The sequence below is a fragment of the Paenibacillus caseinilyticus genome (genome assembly GCF_027533645.1).
In the GTDB taxonomy this organism is placed as follows: domain Bacteria; phylum Bacillota; class Bacilli; order Paenibacillales; family NBRC-103111; genus Paenibacillus_G; species Paenibacillus_G caseinilyticus.
In genome coordinates, this window is sequence record NZ_JAQAGY010000019.1 from 1 (window position 1) to 16,597 (window position 16,597).

The window sequence follows — 16,597 nt, forward strand, 5'->3', positions numbered from 1 at the left end:
CTCCATGCGGAGAAACCAGCTATCCGGTCTTAGCTACCGTTTCCGGTAGTTATCCCGATCTTACAGGCAGGTTGCCTACGTGTTACTCACCCGTCCGCCGCTAACCATTCCCCGAAGGAAATGGTCCGCTCGACTTGCATGTATTAGGCACGCCGCCAGCGTTCGTCCTGAGCCAGGATCAAACTCTCCATTAAAGAAAAGCTGATGACTCATTACGGTTGACAATTGCGTTGCCGTAACCGGCATCTCAATTGCAACTGCATGGCAGAAACTCATTGCTGAGCTTCTATATTTAACACTCACTCGATGTTCAGTTTTCAAAGGGCAATTCGTTTCGACTGCATTCGCCATGGTTCTTAGCGGCGAGAATCAATGTAGCATATTTCATCTCATCGTGCAACCTACTAATGTTATCCAATCTAAGGATGACCCGAAAGACCAGCACCAGAAGAATTTCACGGCAGCGATTCAACGCCGCGAGATGTAATCTACCATACTCTTTACAATAAATCAAGATTTAAATTTGATCACCTATCGTCTAATAGATTCTTAGGATATGGTGACCAGAAGACTCGACTCTTGTCCTGTCCGGACGCTCTCTGCGAACCGGGAAATGTAATATATCACGTCGTAAGGCTCTATTGCAAGTCCTACTTCTGCCCTTTTATTGAAAACAATCTGGCCACCTTCATCTTAAGAATCTAAGGAGTATCTTTATTTTTGACATAAAGAAGTGGAAGGATACCTCTATCTTAGATTAAATGTTGATATAACAATAAAGGAGGTACAGCATCATCTATAGCTGCCCTCCTTATCGTTATGCCAATGGCTCTTCTTCCAGTGTGTCATATGCAGCATCGACGAGCTCCTCGAAAAAGTCATCGTCGTTCTCCAGCTTGTCTTCCATAACGAGGATCTCTTCTTCCGGCCCCGATTCTTTGGCGAAAACCAAACTGTAATCCCAATCGATCCCACGCTTGCTGAAGAGAGCCAACTCATACGGCTGCTTATGCTCCCCGTAATGAAATTGTACATACCCTCTGTAGCCGTCTTCCTTGCTGTGCGTCATGGCCGCTTCGATAACACGGATTTGCATGATCGGCCCCCCTCTATTCTGTTATGTTCTGTTACTGCGCATTATATCACAATTTGTATCTGCTTGCGGAATTGGAGCGGTGAGACAAGCTCCTTATCATTTCCATTTTTTTGTAGACAGCCTGAGGCTTACCTGCTATAGTAACTTTACAAATTCATATGGAACGGCCTATTCAGCGAAGCACGCTGTCACTTTACCGGTGACCAGTGTGCTTTTTTGCGTACATAGCCTTCCATCCAAGAGGAGAACCGTTCATGAACCCTAAACAATCACTGCTTGTCCTGATCCTTGCCTCTATAGCACTAACCGCTTGCACAGCCAAAGCCAACCCAGGTTCCATTGAGCTCAAACCTGGCAGTTATCCCGTCGCCTCGGCTGAGTACGAAATTCCTGACGACGATTACGAGCTCGTCTTAAAAGATCACGGCGAATACGATATTGCCTTCCAAGACCTGTATGTCGTGATGGATCCGTCGCGGCAAACAAGCATGCTCGAAATCACTCCGGACTACAGAAATATTCTGTACATCAACCACCCCCGCGAACTGGGAAGAGAGAAAGAGAAGAAGACCAAAAAGACAGCCAAAAGCAAACCAGCCGTCTCCTCTTCCAGCAGCCCCGCTCCCCCATCCTCTACCCCGGCGAAGACAGACAAGAAAGAAGAGAAGAAGTGAAAAAGAGCGGCCCAAGGCCGCTCAGATTGTTTAAAAAAGCCCTTTTCCTTCATAAACGATATGCAAGTGAACCCTGGTTATACCGGCTCGGTCCCAAAGGAAATCCGAATATCTATCACTTCCGAGCGGCTGCCCAGACGTATAGGAGGTCCCCAGGTACCAAAGCCTGAGGAAACAATCGCATGCATGCCGCCTTTCAGAAGGTAGCCCCAATCCAACTCAAAGATTCGCCTGGTAATCAAGTGATTAGGGGCCATCTGTCCCCGGTGCGTATGCCCGGAGAGCATCAGATCGATTCCAGCCTCGGAGGCCTTATCGAGATGATGGGGCTGATGATCCATCAAAATAACCGGCCTGCTCTTATCGACAGCGGCAGTCAGCGCTTCAACAGCGAAGCGTCCGCCGGGTTCCATGGTTTCTGCCGTACGGTCCTTGCGGCCAATGACATAAAAGCTGTTGTCGATCAGCACATGCTCGTCTTGAAGTGTCCGTATATTGATGGCTTGGAGCTCCTTAACGAGCTGCTGCACGTGCCCCCCGTAATAATCATGGTTCCCGAGCACTGCATATACCCCGAGCGGCGCCGTGAGGCGGGCAAGTCCGCTTGACATCTTCTCTCTGACGAAGGGTTCGATGTCGTCATCAATAATATCGCCCGGAAGCAAAATCAGATCCGGCTTCAAAGCGTCCATTACTTTCTGCAGCCGGCCGAGATGCTTGTTGCCGACTATGGTGCCCAGATGAATATCGGATGCCATCGCAATGTGGAGCCTCTCCCTGCCTCCGCCGTTCTTTGGAATATGGATATTATACCGGCGAACAACCGGATTCCAGGCGTTATAAGTCCCCCACGCCAGCAAGGCGATCAACAAGACAAACACAATGGAGCCGAGCAGCTTCAGCACATCTTCGGTCGGCATTCCCCCCGCCCTCAGGATCACGGACAGAAGATCCGCGAGCGGAAGCAGCAGAACCGAGTACTCGAGCACGCCAAACCAGATGGAGCCGATTTGTCTCAGCAGGTGGGCCGCAGGCCGTCCGATAAAGCGGGTGCCCGCCCGTCCGATGACATAAGAGAAGGTCACAATCCAGAAGAGAATCCAAAAGATCGTGCTGTCTCCAAACCGCAACATAAAGGAAAGATACATCCATAGATGGTAGCCAACATAATAATTGAGCGCCGCGAAAAGAAGCAGAAACAGCGTCAACATGGGGAACATTCGGGATCTCATCGCTGTGTCCTCCGACTAGTTGAATCTTACAACCATTGCCTTGAGACCTACTATAGCGTACGCGATTCTGCCGCGTCAAATCAACCGCAGAAGAGCCCTCCGAACAAAAAAACCTGAAGGAAGGGGATTAAACTTTGTCCCTCTCTTCAGGCATTTCATTCTGCTGGCGTTAGACCGTTTGTGCTTGGAGAAGGCGCTTGTCCATACTCTGCTTAACGGCCTTAAGCAGCTCCACCGATGCATCAATCTCCACCTTTCGTGTCGAAACGCTCTCCACGCTGCAGCCGATCGGAATGCCTTTATCAAGACCAAAGTCCAGGAGCTCCTCCATGATTTTGCGAGTCAGGGTTACGGACTTGTCCAAGATATCATTGGAGTTCATGAGGTCGTTCTCCAGCCACTTCGGCACGCTGATTCCGAGCCACTTCATAAATTCAAGCGTCTTCAGAGAGCCGCAGGGGGTGAGATTGAAGAGAACCGGAACCATCTCGATCTCTTCCTGCCGGCAAAAGTAATAGTAATCGGAGAGCACATTCTTGGAGGCTTCCACATCATAGGTGGCCTGAGATACGAAGAAACGGCAGCCGCTCCTCATCTTCTCCACCATCCGGAGATGTTCATCTTTTCTTGTCAGATGCCGCTCAGGGATGACGACTCCGCCAAAATTCAATCCGGGATTCAGCTTGCGGCTGAGCTCATAAGCAGCCGGCAGACCAAGTCTAACTTCTTGCTTGCTCGACGACGCCCCTACATAGACGGCGAATCTCTCTTGACCGGGATCCGAAGAGATCCACTGCGAGAGCTCGTCCTCCGAATATTTGCCCACACTCCGATAGATGATATGTGGAACGGCTAAGGGTTCCAAGTACTCCTTGCTGTACGCTGTCGGATCGACAGTACTCAGATAGGGAAAGGGCCGTTCCTGATCGACCCGGTCCGCTTCGTCCTGAATATCGTATAAGATTAAACCGTCGATTCCCATTGCGGCAATGCGGTCGATTTGTTTTTGCGCAATTTCCGCGATCTTCTCCGGAGATTGATTTTGTTTGGGCGGGGTAATGCCATACGTAACGATTCCCGCTTCCCTTCCTTGAATCTTCTCTTTAAGCATCTGCTGGCCTCCGCTTCCTCCGACTCTTTTTGCCGCCGTTTTTCAAATGGTGTTTTTTCATACTAAACAGAGGGGGATAATCTGTCAATAGAGCCGGATACAAAGAGAGCGGCGAATTACAACACCTCGCTTAGCTTCTGCAATTCGCGCACCAGGTTCATCTGTTCCTCGGTAACATGGACCAATCGCTCGATCGCTTCGTCTTCATGACCCAAGACCCAATGCCTCTCGATACTCTGCATGGATACCTTATGTATCAGCTCAGGCACCTCCCATACGGATCGGACCGCGCAAGAAGCAAGGAACCCAAGATGCGCAAGCCGTTCGTCGCCTCTCCAGCCCGCTTCGCGAAGACCTTCTATATACGATTCGATAAAAAGCTGCCGATACCGGCCGAATGAGGCAGGGGTAATGTGGCCTTGGCTCATCGTCAGACCATAAAAACGACCCAGGTCTTCCCCGATGCCCGACAGACTGGCGAACTGCCAATCCAGCGCGGCCAGTTCCCAACCACCTGCTCTGCCCGAATGCCGGAGTATCATGAGATTGTTCTGATAAAAATCCTGATGGGACAAGGTGCGCGGCAAACGCTCCAGCTTCGTCACCCAGTCATCGATATGTTGTGAAAACCGCGAGTAACGATCGAGCGTCTCCTGTATGCCCGGATGCCACATCAGAACGGAGCCCGCCGTTTGCCGTAGAGGCGAGGACAGATACCGCCGGCACTCGCTGACCCAGGAACGAAGCCATCTCCGGTTCAGCCACGGCGCATCCGGAAGAGCCTCTCCGGCCAGATAAGCCCCTTGCAGCTGTCCAAGCCGGCAGGCGGCAAACGAGAACTCCGTTTCCCCCCATGGAGCCCCATCTTCCTGCAGATCCTCAAGCCATAACCAAACCGATCCATCGTGCTTCTCTTCCACACCGTAACATACAGGCGTTCGCACCTCTCCCGGCAATGCATTCAAGAGCCCGGATTGATAAACCAGCGCTTCGCGGCGCCAGTAATTATAATGGGCCGCATCATCCCGCTCCGGATCGCAACGGATGATCTTAACGATAACCGACCAGGGAATGGAGCCGTTCGCCGCTTCCGTCCATCCTTCCACCCGAAAGACGCCGTCGGTCACAAAGTTGCCTTCCAAGGAGCCAATAGGGTGACAGGTCCACGAGGCGATAGTCCCCCCCTGTACGCCGGTCAGAGAGGTTACCGCACTTTCCAATAAGGAATCGCTCAGCTCGTACAATTTATCCGCGATCGTTGCTCCACTCATGCTACACGCTCCCGTTATATTTTTGTGCCATTCCAAATTTTGTAATATATACCACTCACCATGTCAGACGACTCCTACCTCCGAAAAGGTGCATGTAAAATAAAAAAAATACAGGACCGACTGCTACGATGCAGCGATCCTGTAGAAAAAGGCAGCGAAGGCCCCGATAAACCACGTGACATGAGAGATACTGAAGCATAGAGCCTTATAGTAAACTTGCTACTCCCTACCACGATACCGGTATAGCTGGCGTACCGCTGCGGATCCCTTCTATATTGGACTCCAGCCAGGCCCGCTGCTCGGGAATCGAATCCGGCCGGCCCCACTCCTCGAAGAGAAGGAGGCACAAATCGCAGCGCCTGCGCTCCAAGAACAATGAGAGTTTGGCCCAATGCCTCGGACTCAGCGTATGCTCTCTGCCATAACCTTTCATGAAAGCATCCAGGAACACTTCCGAAGAGGAGGCCAGAACCTCCGGGTCCGTCACCGGCCTGCGCCAGTCCGGGAAGACCGATGAATAATATACCGCCATGGCGATATCGTGAAGATAATGTTCATACCCGCAGTCATCAAAATCAAACGCCGTAATCTTCCCTGCATTATCGACGTAAAAATTCCCCTGATGCAGATCGCGGTGACACAGCCCGAATCCGTCCGGCTCCCGCTTCAATCCATCAATTTCCTGCTGAAGCTGAAGGTATCTTCCCCACACGTCCGCTTGGGCCGGCGGCATCCCTTCGGGATCTCCCACATCAAGTGAATCCTCCGAGGGCCTCGGCTCGATTCCTTCCGGAACTTGGTATCCTGGGGCTAAAGCATGCATTTGTCCCGTAATCGCGCCCCAGGATTCGAAGAGCCCCGTTCCCCAAGCGGCGCTGCCTGCTCCGGCATGGGCTCCAGGCGCCCGGGTCATCAGGGTCAGCACGCAGCAGCCTTCGTCCTCTGCCTCCACGGATTCACAGAAGGCTCCCGAGCGCAGCGGCACAGGTCTGGATACGTTCACGCCGTGATCCGCCAGATAGCACACCCAATCGAGTTCGGAGACGATCTGCTCCCGCGATCGGTGGGAACTGTGCGAGACGCGGAGAATATATTCCCGGGAATCCCTGCTGAAGCCATAGATCTTATTCTCGAATCCGCCTACCTCCCGAAGAGTACCGCTCCCGACTCCCAGGTGTTCGGCTGCGATCTGGTCCACCCAGCGCTCGGTTATTCGGTCCTGCCAACGTCCCAATGTCATCCCGCCTTTCTTAATACCAGTGTGTACTTACGCTATCCTCTTACTGTACTAATTCCGCGGGTTCCCTGACAGGGCAAGTTTGGTTATAACCAAAAGACGACCCTCAACAAGAGGATCGTCCTATGTACACGAGGCTTGCCGGATTACGAAAGAAAGGTCCGGCCGCAGCCCCTTATTCCCACTTTCCGCCTTCCACGATAATGTCGCTTGGGTTGGTATCGGGTCCAAGGTCGTCTAACACGTACTTGTTATACAATTGGAGCAGGTATTTCTCTTGTCCGAGCTTCTCGAGCTCCCCGTTGACCCAGTCGCGCAGTTCCGTATTGCCCTTCTTGACGGCAGGGGCCAGCGGCGCTTCCTTCTCGAGCTTCTCGGGGAGTACGGTGAAGCCGGGATTCTTGCGGGCCCAGGAGAAAAGGATGAAGTTATCCTGGGCATAGCCGATGCCGCGCCCGTCCTTCAGCGCCTGCAGGGATTCCGTATTCTTGTCGTACTTCACCAGTTCTACATCGGGACGGTTCTTCGTCAGGAAAATATCGGCTGTCGTTCCCTTGGTGACAATGACTTTCTTGCCCTTGAGATCGGCGAGGCTCTTAATCCCCGCGTCATTCTTGACCAGCACCTGCGTGGCTACCTTCAAGTTGGGATTCGTAAAGTCAACGGCCTTCTTCCGCTCTTCGGTTACCGTCATATTCGCCAGGATCAGATCCACCTTATCGCTCTGCAGATACGGGATACGCGATGCCGGTTCCACGGTGACGAACTCGATCTTCGTCTCGTCCCCGAGCAGATCCTTGGCAAACCGCTTCGCGAGCTCGTTCTCGAACCCGGTCGGATTGCCCTTGTCGTCCACGGTGCCGAACGGCGGTTTATCGGTAAATACGCCGACGACCAGTTTGCCGCGGTCCTTAATCTTCTGTATGTAACCTCCGCCGGAAGATGGAGACGCTGCAGAGGACGCCGTATCCTTGGCCGTTCCCGGCGCCGGCGCTGTCCCGGCCGGGGCACTTCCTTGGCCTCCGCACCCCGCAAGCATTCCCAACACCACTACAAGGCCCGTCGCGAGCCATTGTGTTCTTCTTCTCATTCCTCTCACCCTTTCCAAGATTCTACCGTCAAAAACTGATCCAAGAACCGCCGGGCCCGCTCCGTCTGCGGATTCGTGAAAAAGACGCCTGGGTCCGCCTCCTCGGCGATGCTGCCCTCGTCCATGAAGATCACCCGGTCGGCTGCCGCCCGGGCAAATCCCATCTCATGCGTCACAATCGCCATGGTCATCCCCTGTCGGGCCAAACCCAGCATCACTTCCAGCACTTCCTTGACCATCTCTGGATCGAGCGCCGCCGTCACTTCGTCGAACAGCATCACCTCCGGGTTCATGCACAAGGCCCGGACAATGGCGATGCGCTGCTGCTGCCCCCCGGACAGCTGCCTGGGGAAGGCATCCTTCTTCCCGGAGAGGCCGACCCGCTCCAGAAGGCTTGCAGCCTGAGCCGCCGCCTCCTCCCGGGAGCGTCCCTGGACCTTGAGGGGCCCTAGCAGAATATTGTCCATGACATTCAGATGCGGAAAAAGTTCGTAACGCTGAAACACCATGCCGATCCGCTGGCGAATGTCCCGCCAAGGCGTTCCTCTGCCGCCGAGCTCCTGGCCATGAAAGCGGAGAGAGCCGCTATCGGCCGGTTCAAGGCCGTTCAGGCAGCGGAGCAGCGTGCTTTTTCCGCAGCCGCTGGGGCCCAGGATGACGATCACCTCCCCTTGGCGGATATCCAGATTCACTCCTCTCAGCACTTCCGTGCCGTCAAAAGACTTGCGCAGGTTCCGCAGTTCGAATACCGGATCCGTCAACGCGGATCACTCCCTTTCCGAGCAGTAATGCTTCGCGGCCAGATCACCCGTACGAGCTCCACCTCTGTTCCAGGGAACGGGAGACAGCCGACAGCGGGTAGCATAAGGCCAAGTAGAATAAGAACAACGCCCCATAAATGATGAGCGATTCGCCGGTCCGCTCGATGATCTGCTGACCGGCCTTGATCATCTCCGTCACGCCGATCAGAACAGTCAGCGATGTCGTCTTGATGATCCGGGTACAGACATTGATGCCGGGCGGAATGATGCGCCGGACGGCACCGGGCAGCAGAATATAGACGAATAGCTGCCAAGAGGACAGTCCGATCGCCCGGCCCGCATCGCTCTGCCCCTTCGGCAGGGACTGCAGGCCCCCCCGGACCACCTCCCCCATCTCGGTGATGCCCCACAGGGACAGGACCAGCACGGCGCATTGCACATTCGGCACGTTGATTCCAAAGAAAATCGGCAGGCCGAAGAAGAAAAAGAACAGCCACACCAGGATCGGCACGGCGCGGAACAATTCCAAATAAGTACGCAGCAGAACGCGCAGCGGCCAAAAACGGGAAGTGCGCAGCGCACCGAACACCAATCCCCCCGCTGTACTGAACGCGATGCTCGCAAAGGCGATCCCCGCCGTATGGAGAACTCCCCTGCCGAGCTGCGGCAGCGACTGCAGGAGAAGATCAAAGCCCGAACTGGCCATGACGGAACCTCCTCTCTACCCAGCTCAGAAGGAAAGACAGCGGCAGAAAGATCGCGAGATAGAACGCCGTCATCATCAGCAGCATTTCATAGGTCCGGTATTCAAGCGCAATAAAGTTCGTCGTCGTATACAAGATCTCGGGAACCGCAACCGCCGACACTACCGTAGTTTCCTTCAATAGAAAAATAAAGGTGCTGAACAGCGCCGGAGTGGAAATGCGCAGCGCCTGCGGCAGGACGACGAAGCGCAGCAGCTGCCAGCGCGACAGCCCGATAGCGAGACCCGATTCCAGCTGCCCTCTGGACACCGCCTCCACTCCCGAGCGGATCACTTCGGTCAAGTATCCCCCTCCGAGAAAGGTCATCGCCAGAACGGCCGTGGCATAACCGGACAACCGGATTCCGACGGAGGGCAGCGCAAAATACAGGAAGAACAGCTGAATCAGCAGCGGGGTGCCGCGTGCCGCCTCGACATACACACGGACGACGGCTTGCAGGATCCGGATACGGAGGAAAAGAAGAAGCGCATTCAGCAGTCCTACGAGCATCGAGGCAAGAATGGCGAGGCCGGCGACCCCGAAGGTGACTCCTACCGCCTTGTAGAAGTCCGGAAGCCGCTCCAGCATATAAGGAACATCCAGCGTCATAACGGCAAAGATTCCTCCGGCTGGAGCACCGGGGCCTCCACGGGCACCGTATCCGGATACTTGATCCCCATGCCGGTATTCAGCACTACGACCCTCTCCCCGTCCCGAATCCAGCCGCTCCCGCGAAGCAGGCGGGCAGCCGCGAAGGCGGCAGCACCTTCGGGGCAGACAAAAGCTCCTTCGAGGGCCGCGGCCAGGCGCTGTTCCCGCAGCAGGCTCTCGTCTTCAATGGCAACGGCGCAGCCCCCTGTAGCATAGACCGCTTCGAGCACGAGAAAATCGCCGAGCGCCTTCGGCACGTTGATCCCGAAGGCCGCCGTGCGGGAGTCCGGCCAAAACTCCGACTGGGCTTGTCCCTCCTCCCAGGCCTTCACGATAGGCGCGCAGCCTGCCGCTTGAACGGCGACCAGACGGGGAAGCGGGCCTTCGATCCAGCCGAGCGCGAGCAGCTCGGACAGCGCCTTATAGATGCCGATGAGGCCGACGCCGCCTCCGGTAGGATAGAGAATGACATCCGGCAGAGACCAGCCGAACTGCTCGGCAATCTCGATACCCATCGTCTTCTTACCTTCGATGCGGTACGGTTCCTTCAGCGTGGAAGCGTCGTAGATGCCTTCGGCGGCGATCTTCCCCGCCACCTGCCTTCCTGCATCGCTGATCAGGCCGTCCACGAGGTAGAGGTCCGCCCCCGAAATGGCGCACTCGCCGCGCGTAATCAGCGGTGCATCGACCGGCATGACGACCGTGGCCCGGAGTCCGGCCCGTGCCGCGTACAGGGACCAGGCCGCCCCGGCATTGCCGTTGGTCGGCATGGCGAATGCCTTCACCCCCAGCTCCTTGGCCTTCGACAAGCCGACCGCCGCCCCTCTGGCTTTGAACGAACCGGTGGGAATGATTCCTTCGTCTTTCATATAGAGATGAGCGATATCATAGTCAGCCCCCAGCTTCGGCAGGGAGAGAAGGGGCGTCCATCCCTCGCCGAGCGTGACCACGTTCTCGCGAAGCTCCACCGGAAGAAGCTCATGATAACGCCATAGACTGGCCTCTCTTCCATCCAGCTCGGGGCGTGGCAGCGCCCGCTTCAATTCCTCCAGTTCGTAACGGGCAAGCAGAGGAGAGCCGCAGGCACACAGCTGCTGCACTTCCCGGCCGTCGTAAGTCTGCCGGCACTTGGGGCACTCCAGATGGGAAAAATAACTGTAACGCGACATAGGGGGCACCTTCCATTTCTGTTCCAAAATAAAAAGCCCCCATTCTTTCCGCAGCATGCAGACATAGCTGTGCCACGGAAAGAAACAGGAGCCTCCGTTCGTACGGTCAACTCTTGTGATCAAGAAAATCTGTACCCATCTTATTCCATATATAACACATGTGTCAACTCGGAATTTGTGTGTTTTGGTGAGTAGGGTCAGGAGAGCAGCAGACTGCTAATGGACAAATAAACGCAATAATAAGGGGAAATGAGCAATGCTGCACAAGAAAATGTATGCGTTTTCTGGTAACGTTTGCACAAAGGAGGTGAAATTTTCCGCTTACCGATACCGAAGCACCTGTTTAGTAACCATTCTAAGAAAAAGGTTGTGATCTTATGATGATCCCATGGAAAAAACTGCGCACGCCCCTGCTCACGGCCACCTTGCTGCTCGCAACGCTGCCGCCGTTGACCTCCCCCGCTGCGGCCGCAACTCAGCCGGCGGGTGCCGTCGTCGTGGACAAGAATGGCAGCGGAGCTTATACCACCGTACAGGCCGCCATCAATTCGATTCCGGACAACAGTACGACGACGCGCACCATTTATATCAAGAACGGCACCTATAACGAGAAAATCAATATCCCCTCGACCAAACCCAATATTACCCTGCTGGGCCAAAGCACCCTGGGGACCATCCTGACCTACAACGATACCGCCGCAACGGCCGGCAGTACGACGAACAGCGCGAGCACTATGGTGCGTGCGAGTAACTTTCAGGCCAGAGACATTACCTTCCGCAACACGGCCGGTCCGTCTGCAGGCCAAGCGGTAGCCCTCTACGTATCGGGGGACCGGGCGATCTTCAAGAACATCAAGGTGCTCGGCAACCAAGATACGCTCTACGCCACAGGAACGGGACGCCAATACTACTACAACAGCTACATCGAAGGCACGGTCGATTTTATCTTCGGTTCGGCGACCGCCGTATTCGAGAACTGCGAGATCCGAAGCCTCGGTACGGGATTCGTCACAGCGGCATCGACGGATCAATCCCAGAAGTACGGGTATGTCTTCCTGAACTCCCGGCTGACCAAAAACGGGGCGGGCAAAGCTACGGTCTATCTCGGGCGGCCATGGAGGCCGTATGCAGCAGTAACTTACATCAATACGGCCATGGACTCCCACATCCGTCCCGAAGGATGGAACAACTGGGGGAACACCGCTAACGAAGCGACTGCCCGCTACTATGAATACGGAAGCACAGGAGCCGGTGCCAACGCTTCTGCCCGGGTAGACTGGGCGAAGAAGCTGACCTCCTCCCAGGCCGGCGCGATCACGGCTAAGAGTGTGCTTGCGGGAACCGACGGATGGGACCCAACAAAATAACGTTTTTTTCCAAAATAGGTGATATATCCGTATGGGATCCTCGACCTCATAGTGATTCAAGAAAAAACATGAAAAGGCCCCGGCGCTTCCTGCGAAGCCCCGGGGTCTTTCTTCGTCGTCTGCTGTGTCCCGTTACCCTTCGCTGCCGAGGCAGCCGAAAGGCGTCCACGCGCTCCGTAATAAGCTAATGAGGGCTACCCGGCCGCAGTGTTCTATAAATCGTCTACACGATCAGGCCTATCCCGCTGACCTTCTGCTCGATCATTTTCCGCAACAGGCTCCCGATATGGGCACCCGCTTCCACGGGCGGCGTTCCGCCCCGGTGAATGTTCGAGATCACCGTCCGGTCGGCATCCCGGCACCCCGGTCTGGGCTTGTAGCACAGGTAAGCACTAAGGGAGGAAGCCGTCACCAGACCCGGCCGCTCGCCGATCAGCAGGACGAGCGTCTTCGGCTCCAGAAGCCGCCCGATCTCGTCCATACAGCCCACGCGCCCTCCGCGCACGAAGAAGGGAGTCCCTGCCTGCAGCCCGTTTATCTCAAGTGAATCCAGCAGCGCAGGGAGCACGTCGGCCAGATTGTCCTCCACTGCCTTGGCACTGAGACCGTCCGAGACGACGATCTGCACCTCCGCTTCATGTATGCACCGGGCCAGGATTACGGTTTCGGCTTCAGCCGCCAATATGCGTCCCAGATCCGGACGCTTCAGATAGGTCTCCTTGTTACCGAACCTCGTATCCACAGAGAACAAGCCGAACGCCTCCAGCGTCTCTTCTCCTACCTCCCCGTACACCGCATCCACCGCTTCCGCATGATCGAGCCGCAGCTTCAGCATGGCGCCCGTCGTCGGGCGCGTCCCGGCGCGTCCCACGGCCAACCGGGCCGGCGTCTGTTTCATTAACTCCGCAAAAATCCCCGCCTGCCGTTCCCTCTGCTCTTCTTCGGCTGTCATGCCCGCTCACCTCCGCCCCTTCATGGGAGCCGCCTATCCTTTTGCCCGCTCAGAGAGCAAATCTCGCCCCGATCCCAGCCTGCGGTGTCAGCCGGCCGGCCTCCAGCAGCTCCCAGCGCTCCATCCAAGCCTCGAAGGCCGGTGCCGGACGACGGTCCAGGACTTCCCGCAGGGAGGCGATATCATGGTAGCTCATCGACTGGTAGTTCAGCATGCAGTCATCGGCCATCGGCACGCCGATCACGAAGTTGACGCCGGCAGCCCCGAGGAGTACGCCGAGGGACTCCATGTCGTTCTGGTCGGCTATCATATGGTTCGTATAGCAGATGTCCACTCCCATCGGCAGACCGTGCAGTTTGCCCATAAAATGATCTTCGAGCCCCGCCCGGATCACCTGCTTGCTGCATACAAGTACTCCGGGCCGATGAAGCCTACGACGGTGTTGACTAGGAAAGGCCGGAAGCGCTTGGCGAGCCCATAACAACGGGCCTCCAGCGTTACTTGGTCCACCCCGGCATGCGCGCCGGACGAAAGCTCGGAGCCCTGACCCGTCTCGAAGTACCAGCGGTGCGGCCCCCCAGCCGCTCCCCGCTCCCGGATCAGCGCATCGGCCTCCTCCAGCAGCTGGGTGGAGATCCCGAAACCCCGATTGCCTTCCTCTGTCCCGGCCAGGCTCTGGAACAGCATGTCGGCCGGTGCGCCGCCTTCTACAGCCCGCATCTGTGTCGTTACGTGGGCAAGCACGCAATTCTGGGTCGGGATCGACCAGCGGTCGATGACCTCCCGGGTCGCGTGCAGCAGCGCCTGAACCGTCTGAACCGAGTCACCCACGGGATTGATCCCAATGACGGCATCCCCCACGCCGTAGCTCAGCGCTTCGAACAGGGCGGCTTTCATGCCGCCAATGCTGTCTGCCGGGTGGTTCGGCTGGGCGCGGGAGGCGAGCGTACCCTTCTGTCCAATGGACGTGCGGCAGGTCGTGATGGTCTCAATCTGTGAAGCAGCTTGGATCAGATCCATATTGGACATGAGCTTGCAGACGGCCGCGATCATCTCGCTCGTCAGTCCCCGTGCCGTGCGCAGCATGTCGCTGCCAGCCGTATCGGTGCGCAGCAGGTATTCCCTCAGCCCGCCGACCGTCCAGCCCTTCACTTCCCGGTAGATCTCTTCTTCTACCGCCTCTTCAATCACCCGGGACACCTCATCTTGGTCCGGCGGCAGGAGCGGATGCTTCCGCAGATCTTCCAGCGTCGTGTCCGCCAGCACCACCTTGGCGGCGATCCGCTCCGTCAGATCCCCAGCTCCGATACCTGCCAAGGCGTCGCCAGACCGTTCCTCATTCGCCTTCGCCATCACTTCCTTGAGATCGGCGAAGGTGTATCTTCTCCCCCGCAGCGCTGCTTCCAGCTTCATTCCCCCCCACCTCACCCTCCCTGGGACCTAGCCTGCCGGCCGGCCGCTTCTGAAACACGAGCGTCCGGCGCACCACCGGAATGACCTCCTCCCCAAGCGGTGCGCCGATATCAAGATAGTCGGCTTCCTCCGGGCGCAGCTGGTCGAGACATACCGTCATCACACCGCGAGCTTTGAGCCGCCGGGCCAGCTGGTGGCCAAGCGACTTGGCCATGTCGATCTCGCAGACGACCAGCAGCACATGAGCTTCCGGAGCGGCGCAGCCATACGCCTCGATCAGGGCCTCCGCCAGCCGCTGAAGACGGCGATAGGAGCAGTAAGCAGCTCCGCGCAGTGCCAAGGCGAAGGGCGGATCAGCAGGCACGCCCCCGTAGAGGGAGGCCCCCCGCTTCACCGCGGCTTGCAGGGCGTCCCGCAGCAGCACCGCATCAAGCATGCCGGTGCCGCCTTCCGGCGGCAGCGGACATGCCACTACAGACACGCCGCGAAGGGGGAGCACTTCGGCGTCGGCATACATCGTAGCGCCGCTGAGCTCGGTCGTCTGCGTCCCCGCGCCGATCACGGTGGCGCGCTCGCGTTGTTCGGCGGGACGCAGAGGGACGGGGGTAGTCCCGGCCTGTTCCTGAAGCGCTGCCGCGAGCAGCGGGCCGATATCGCCATAGCGCACCGTCTCCCCAAGGGAGCGGGGCGGAGGCACATCCATTAACGCGCCGACACCTCCGGAGATCCAGATCTCCCCGGGCACGGGGAGGGGGCTATCCGGTGGCGAGACGAGCAGTTCCGAGATCCGCCCCCTAAGCTCCGCTAGCCCTGTGCCGCTGATATAGGCAATAAGGTCCGCCGCCATTGCGTTGCAAAGCTCTTGGAGCGTATCGTAATCCGTCCGCCCGCCCTCCAATGTCTGAAGACAGGGCGGCAGATTGGCCATCCAGCGCCGCAGCGGCTCCGCCACATAAAGAACTGTTCCGTCCGCTTCAACACGGATCAACCGGCCGCCGATATGCAAGGTGACGGTATGCGTCATCTCTCCGTCCCGGAAGTAAGCAGCATTCGCGGTCCCCCCGCCGATATCGATGTTGACCAGCGTTCCTTGCACTTCGCAGGAGTAGGCGGCCGCCCCGGACCCTCTGCCGGCCAGCAGCGCTTCGAGATCCGCACCCGCTGCCGCCACTACGAAAGTCCCCGCCTCGCGGGCGAACGCCGCAACAAGTTCTGCGGCATGGAGCTTAGCCGCCGTCTCTCCCGTAATGATAACAGCCCCGGACTGGATGTCCCCCGGAACGATCCCCGCCCTCTCATACTCCGAAGCCATCAGCGCCGCCAAAGCGACGGCGTCTATCTCGATTCCGCCCCGCAGCGGAGTCGGATAGATCGGTGAACAGTAACGGATCACCCTCTCGGTAATATCCACTGCGGGAAGCGCCCAGACTCCCGATGTACGGACCAGCTTCAAGCCGGAGAGGATCCACTTCGTCGTGCTTGTGCCGAGATCAATGCCTACGCTGGTAATCCACTGTTCATCCATGCAAGCCTCCAATGGAATAGGACCTGCCTTGCCGAGGCCGGCGGTTTCGAGCCCTGTAAAGATACCGCACATGAATCTGCAGAGCACCTTTGCCCTTACTCAGGCACAAAAACAGGTACAAGATAAAAGGCTTCGCCGTTATATATTAAAAAAAGCGTTCCGAGTTTATCAACCTTATCTCTACTTTCAGCAGAAAATGGCTGTTCCTCAAACGCTTGATGAATCGGAGCAATGACTCCAAGAAGAATATGTTAGGTTACATTACAATGCGCCCTTTTTATTTATTCTACATGTCCGCCTCTTTT

At 56.8% G+C, this 16,597-nt stretch carries 15 protein-coding genes, 1 rRNA gene and 1 pseudogene; 3 read left to right on the forward strand and 14 right to left on the reverse strand.

Annotation, left to right across the window (positions count from 1 at the left end; all coding sequences use genetic code 11):
- Positions 1 to 194 (reverse strand): 16S ribosomal RNA (locus tag O9H32_RS23550); the annotation flags it as partial.
- Between the two features lie 623 nt (positions 195 to 817).
- Complete coding sequence (locus tag O9H32_RS23555) at positions 818 to 1,096, reverse strand: hypothetical protein (RefSeq protein ID WP_269868567.1); 279 nt, start codon at positions 1,094 to 1,096, stop codon at positions 818 to 820.
- Between the two features lie 254 nt (positions 1,097 to 1,350).
- On the opposite strand from O9H32_RS23555, the gene O9H32_RS23560 reads away from it, so the two are divergent.
- Entirely contained in the window at positions 1,351 to 1,770 is a 420-nt protein-coding gene (locus O9H32_RS23560) for a hypothetical protein (RefSeq protein ID WP_269868568.1), read from the forward strand.
- 77 nt (positions 1,771 to 1,847) lie between these two features.
- Here O9H32_RS23560 and O9H32_RS23565 read toward each other — a convergent pair whose 3' ends face one another.
- The 9 genes from O9H32_RS23565 to O9H32_RS23605 form a co-directional block, all read right to left on the reverse strand.
- Complete coding sequence (locus O9H32_RS23565; protein ID WP_269868569.1) at positions 1,848 to 3,002, reverse strand: metallophosphoesterase; 1,155 nt, start codon at positions 3,000 to 3,002, stop codon at positions 1,848 to 1,850.
- A gap of 169 nt (positions 3,003 to 3,171) precedes the next feature.
- Complete coding sequence (locus tag O9H32_RS23570) at positions 3,172 to 4,113, reverse strand: methylenetetrahydrofolate reductase (protein WP_269868570.1); 942 nt, start codon at positions 4,111 to 4,113, stop codon at positions 3,172 to 3,174.
- 116 nt (positions 4,114 to 4,229) lie between these two features.
- Positions 4,230 to 5,384, reverse strand: coding sequence for a phosphotransferase (locus O9H32_RS23575; protein WP_269868571.1), 1,155 nt, complete (start codon positions 5,382 to 5,384; stop codon positions 4,230 to 4,232).
- 226 nt (positions 5,385 to 5,610) lie between these two features.
- Positions 5,611 to 6,618 carry a phosphotransferase enzyme family protein gene (locus tag O9H32_RS23580; protein WP_269868572.1) on the reverse strand — a complete coding sequence of 336 codons (1,008 nt, stop codon included), beginning with the start codon at positions 6,616 to 6,618 and terminating at the stop codon, positions 5,611 to 5,613.
- A gap of 178 nt (positions 6,619 to 6,796) precedes the next feature.
- Entirely contained in the window at positions 6,797 to 7,711 is a 915-nt protein-coding gene (locus O9H32_RS23585) for a transporter substrate-binding domain-containing protein (RefSeq protein WP_269868573.1), read from the reverse strand.
- A 5-nt stretch (positions 7,712 to 7,716) separates the two neighbouring features.
- Positions 7,717 to 8,472: an amino acid ABC transporter ATP-binding protein gene (locus O9H32_RS23590; protein WP_269868574.1), complete on the reverse strand. Its 756-nt coding sequence runs from the start codon at positions 8,470 to 8,472 to the stop codon at positions 7,717 to 7,719.
- Between the two features lie 43 nt (positions 8,473 to 8,515).
- Entirely contained in the window at positions 8,516 to 9,178 is a 663-nt protein-coding gene (locus O9H32_RS23595) for an amino acid ABC transporter permease (protein WP_269868575.1), read from the reverse strand.
- Positions 9,159 to 9,824, reverse strand: coding sequence for an amino acid ABC transporter permease (locus O9H32_RS23600; RefSeq protein WP_269868576.1), 666 nt, complete (start codon positions 9,822 to 9,824; stop codon positions 9,159 to 9,161). The genes O9H32_RS23595 and O9H32_RS23600 overlap by 20 nt, the downstream gene beginning before the upstream one ends.
- Positions 9,821 to 11,035, reverse strand: a complete 1,215-nt coding sequence (locus O9H32_RS23605) for a threonine synthase (RefSeq protein WP_269868577.1) — start codon at positions 11,033 to 11,035, stop codon at positions 9,821 to 9,823. Before O9H32_RS23605 ends, O9H32_RS23600 begins: the two co-directional genes overlap by 4 nt.
- Before the next feature lie 380 nt (positions 11,036 to 11,415).
- Between O9H32_RS23605 and O9H32_RS23610 the strand changes: the two genes are divergently transcribed.
- Positions 11,416 to 12,402: a pectinesterase family protein gene (locus O9H32_RS23610; protein WP_269868681.1), complete on the forward strand. Its 987-nt coding sequence runs from the start codon at positions 11,416 to 11,418 to the stop codon at positions 12,400 to 12,402.
- Between the two features lie 223 nt (positions 12,403 to 12,625).
- On the opposite strand, the gene eutC is transcribed toward O9H32_RS23610, so the two are convergent.
- From eutC to O9H32_RS23625, 3 genes and pseudogenes are all read right to left on the reverse strand, one after another.
- Positions 12,626 to 13,354 carry an ethanolamine ammonia-lyase subunit EutC gene (gene eutC / locus O9H32_RS23615; RefSeq protein WP_269868578.1) on the reverse strand — a complete coding sequence of 243 codons (729 nt, stop codon included), beginning with the start codon at positions 13,352 to 13,354 and terminating at the stop codon, positions 12,626 to 12,628.
- 49 nt (positions 13,355 to 13,403) lie between these two features.
- A pseudogene (locus tag O9H32_RS23620) lies at positions 13,404 to 14,767 on the reverse strand (ethanolamine ammonia-lyase subunit EutB).
- Entirely contained in the window at positions 14,691 to 16,292 is a 1,602-nt protein-coding gene (locus O9H32_RS23625; protein ID WP_269868579.1) for an ethanolamine ammonia-lyase reactivating factor EutA, read from the reverse strand. Before O9H32_RS23625 ends, O9H32_RS23620 begins: the two are co-directional and overlap by 77 nt.
- A 70-nt stretch (positions 16,293 to 16,362) precedes the next feature.
- Between O9H32_RS23625 and O9H32_RS23630 the strand changes: the two genes are divergently transcribed.
- Positions 16,363 to 16,527 carry a hypothetical protein gene (locus O9H32_RS23630; RefSeq protein ID WP_269868580.1) on the forward strand — a complete coding sequence of 55 codons (165 nt, stop codon included), beginning with the start codon at positions 16,363 to 16,365 and terminating at the stop codon, positions 16,525 to 16,527.
- The last annotated feature ends 70 nt before the right edge of the window (positions 16,528 to 16,597 follow it).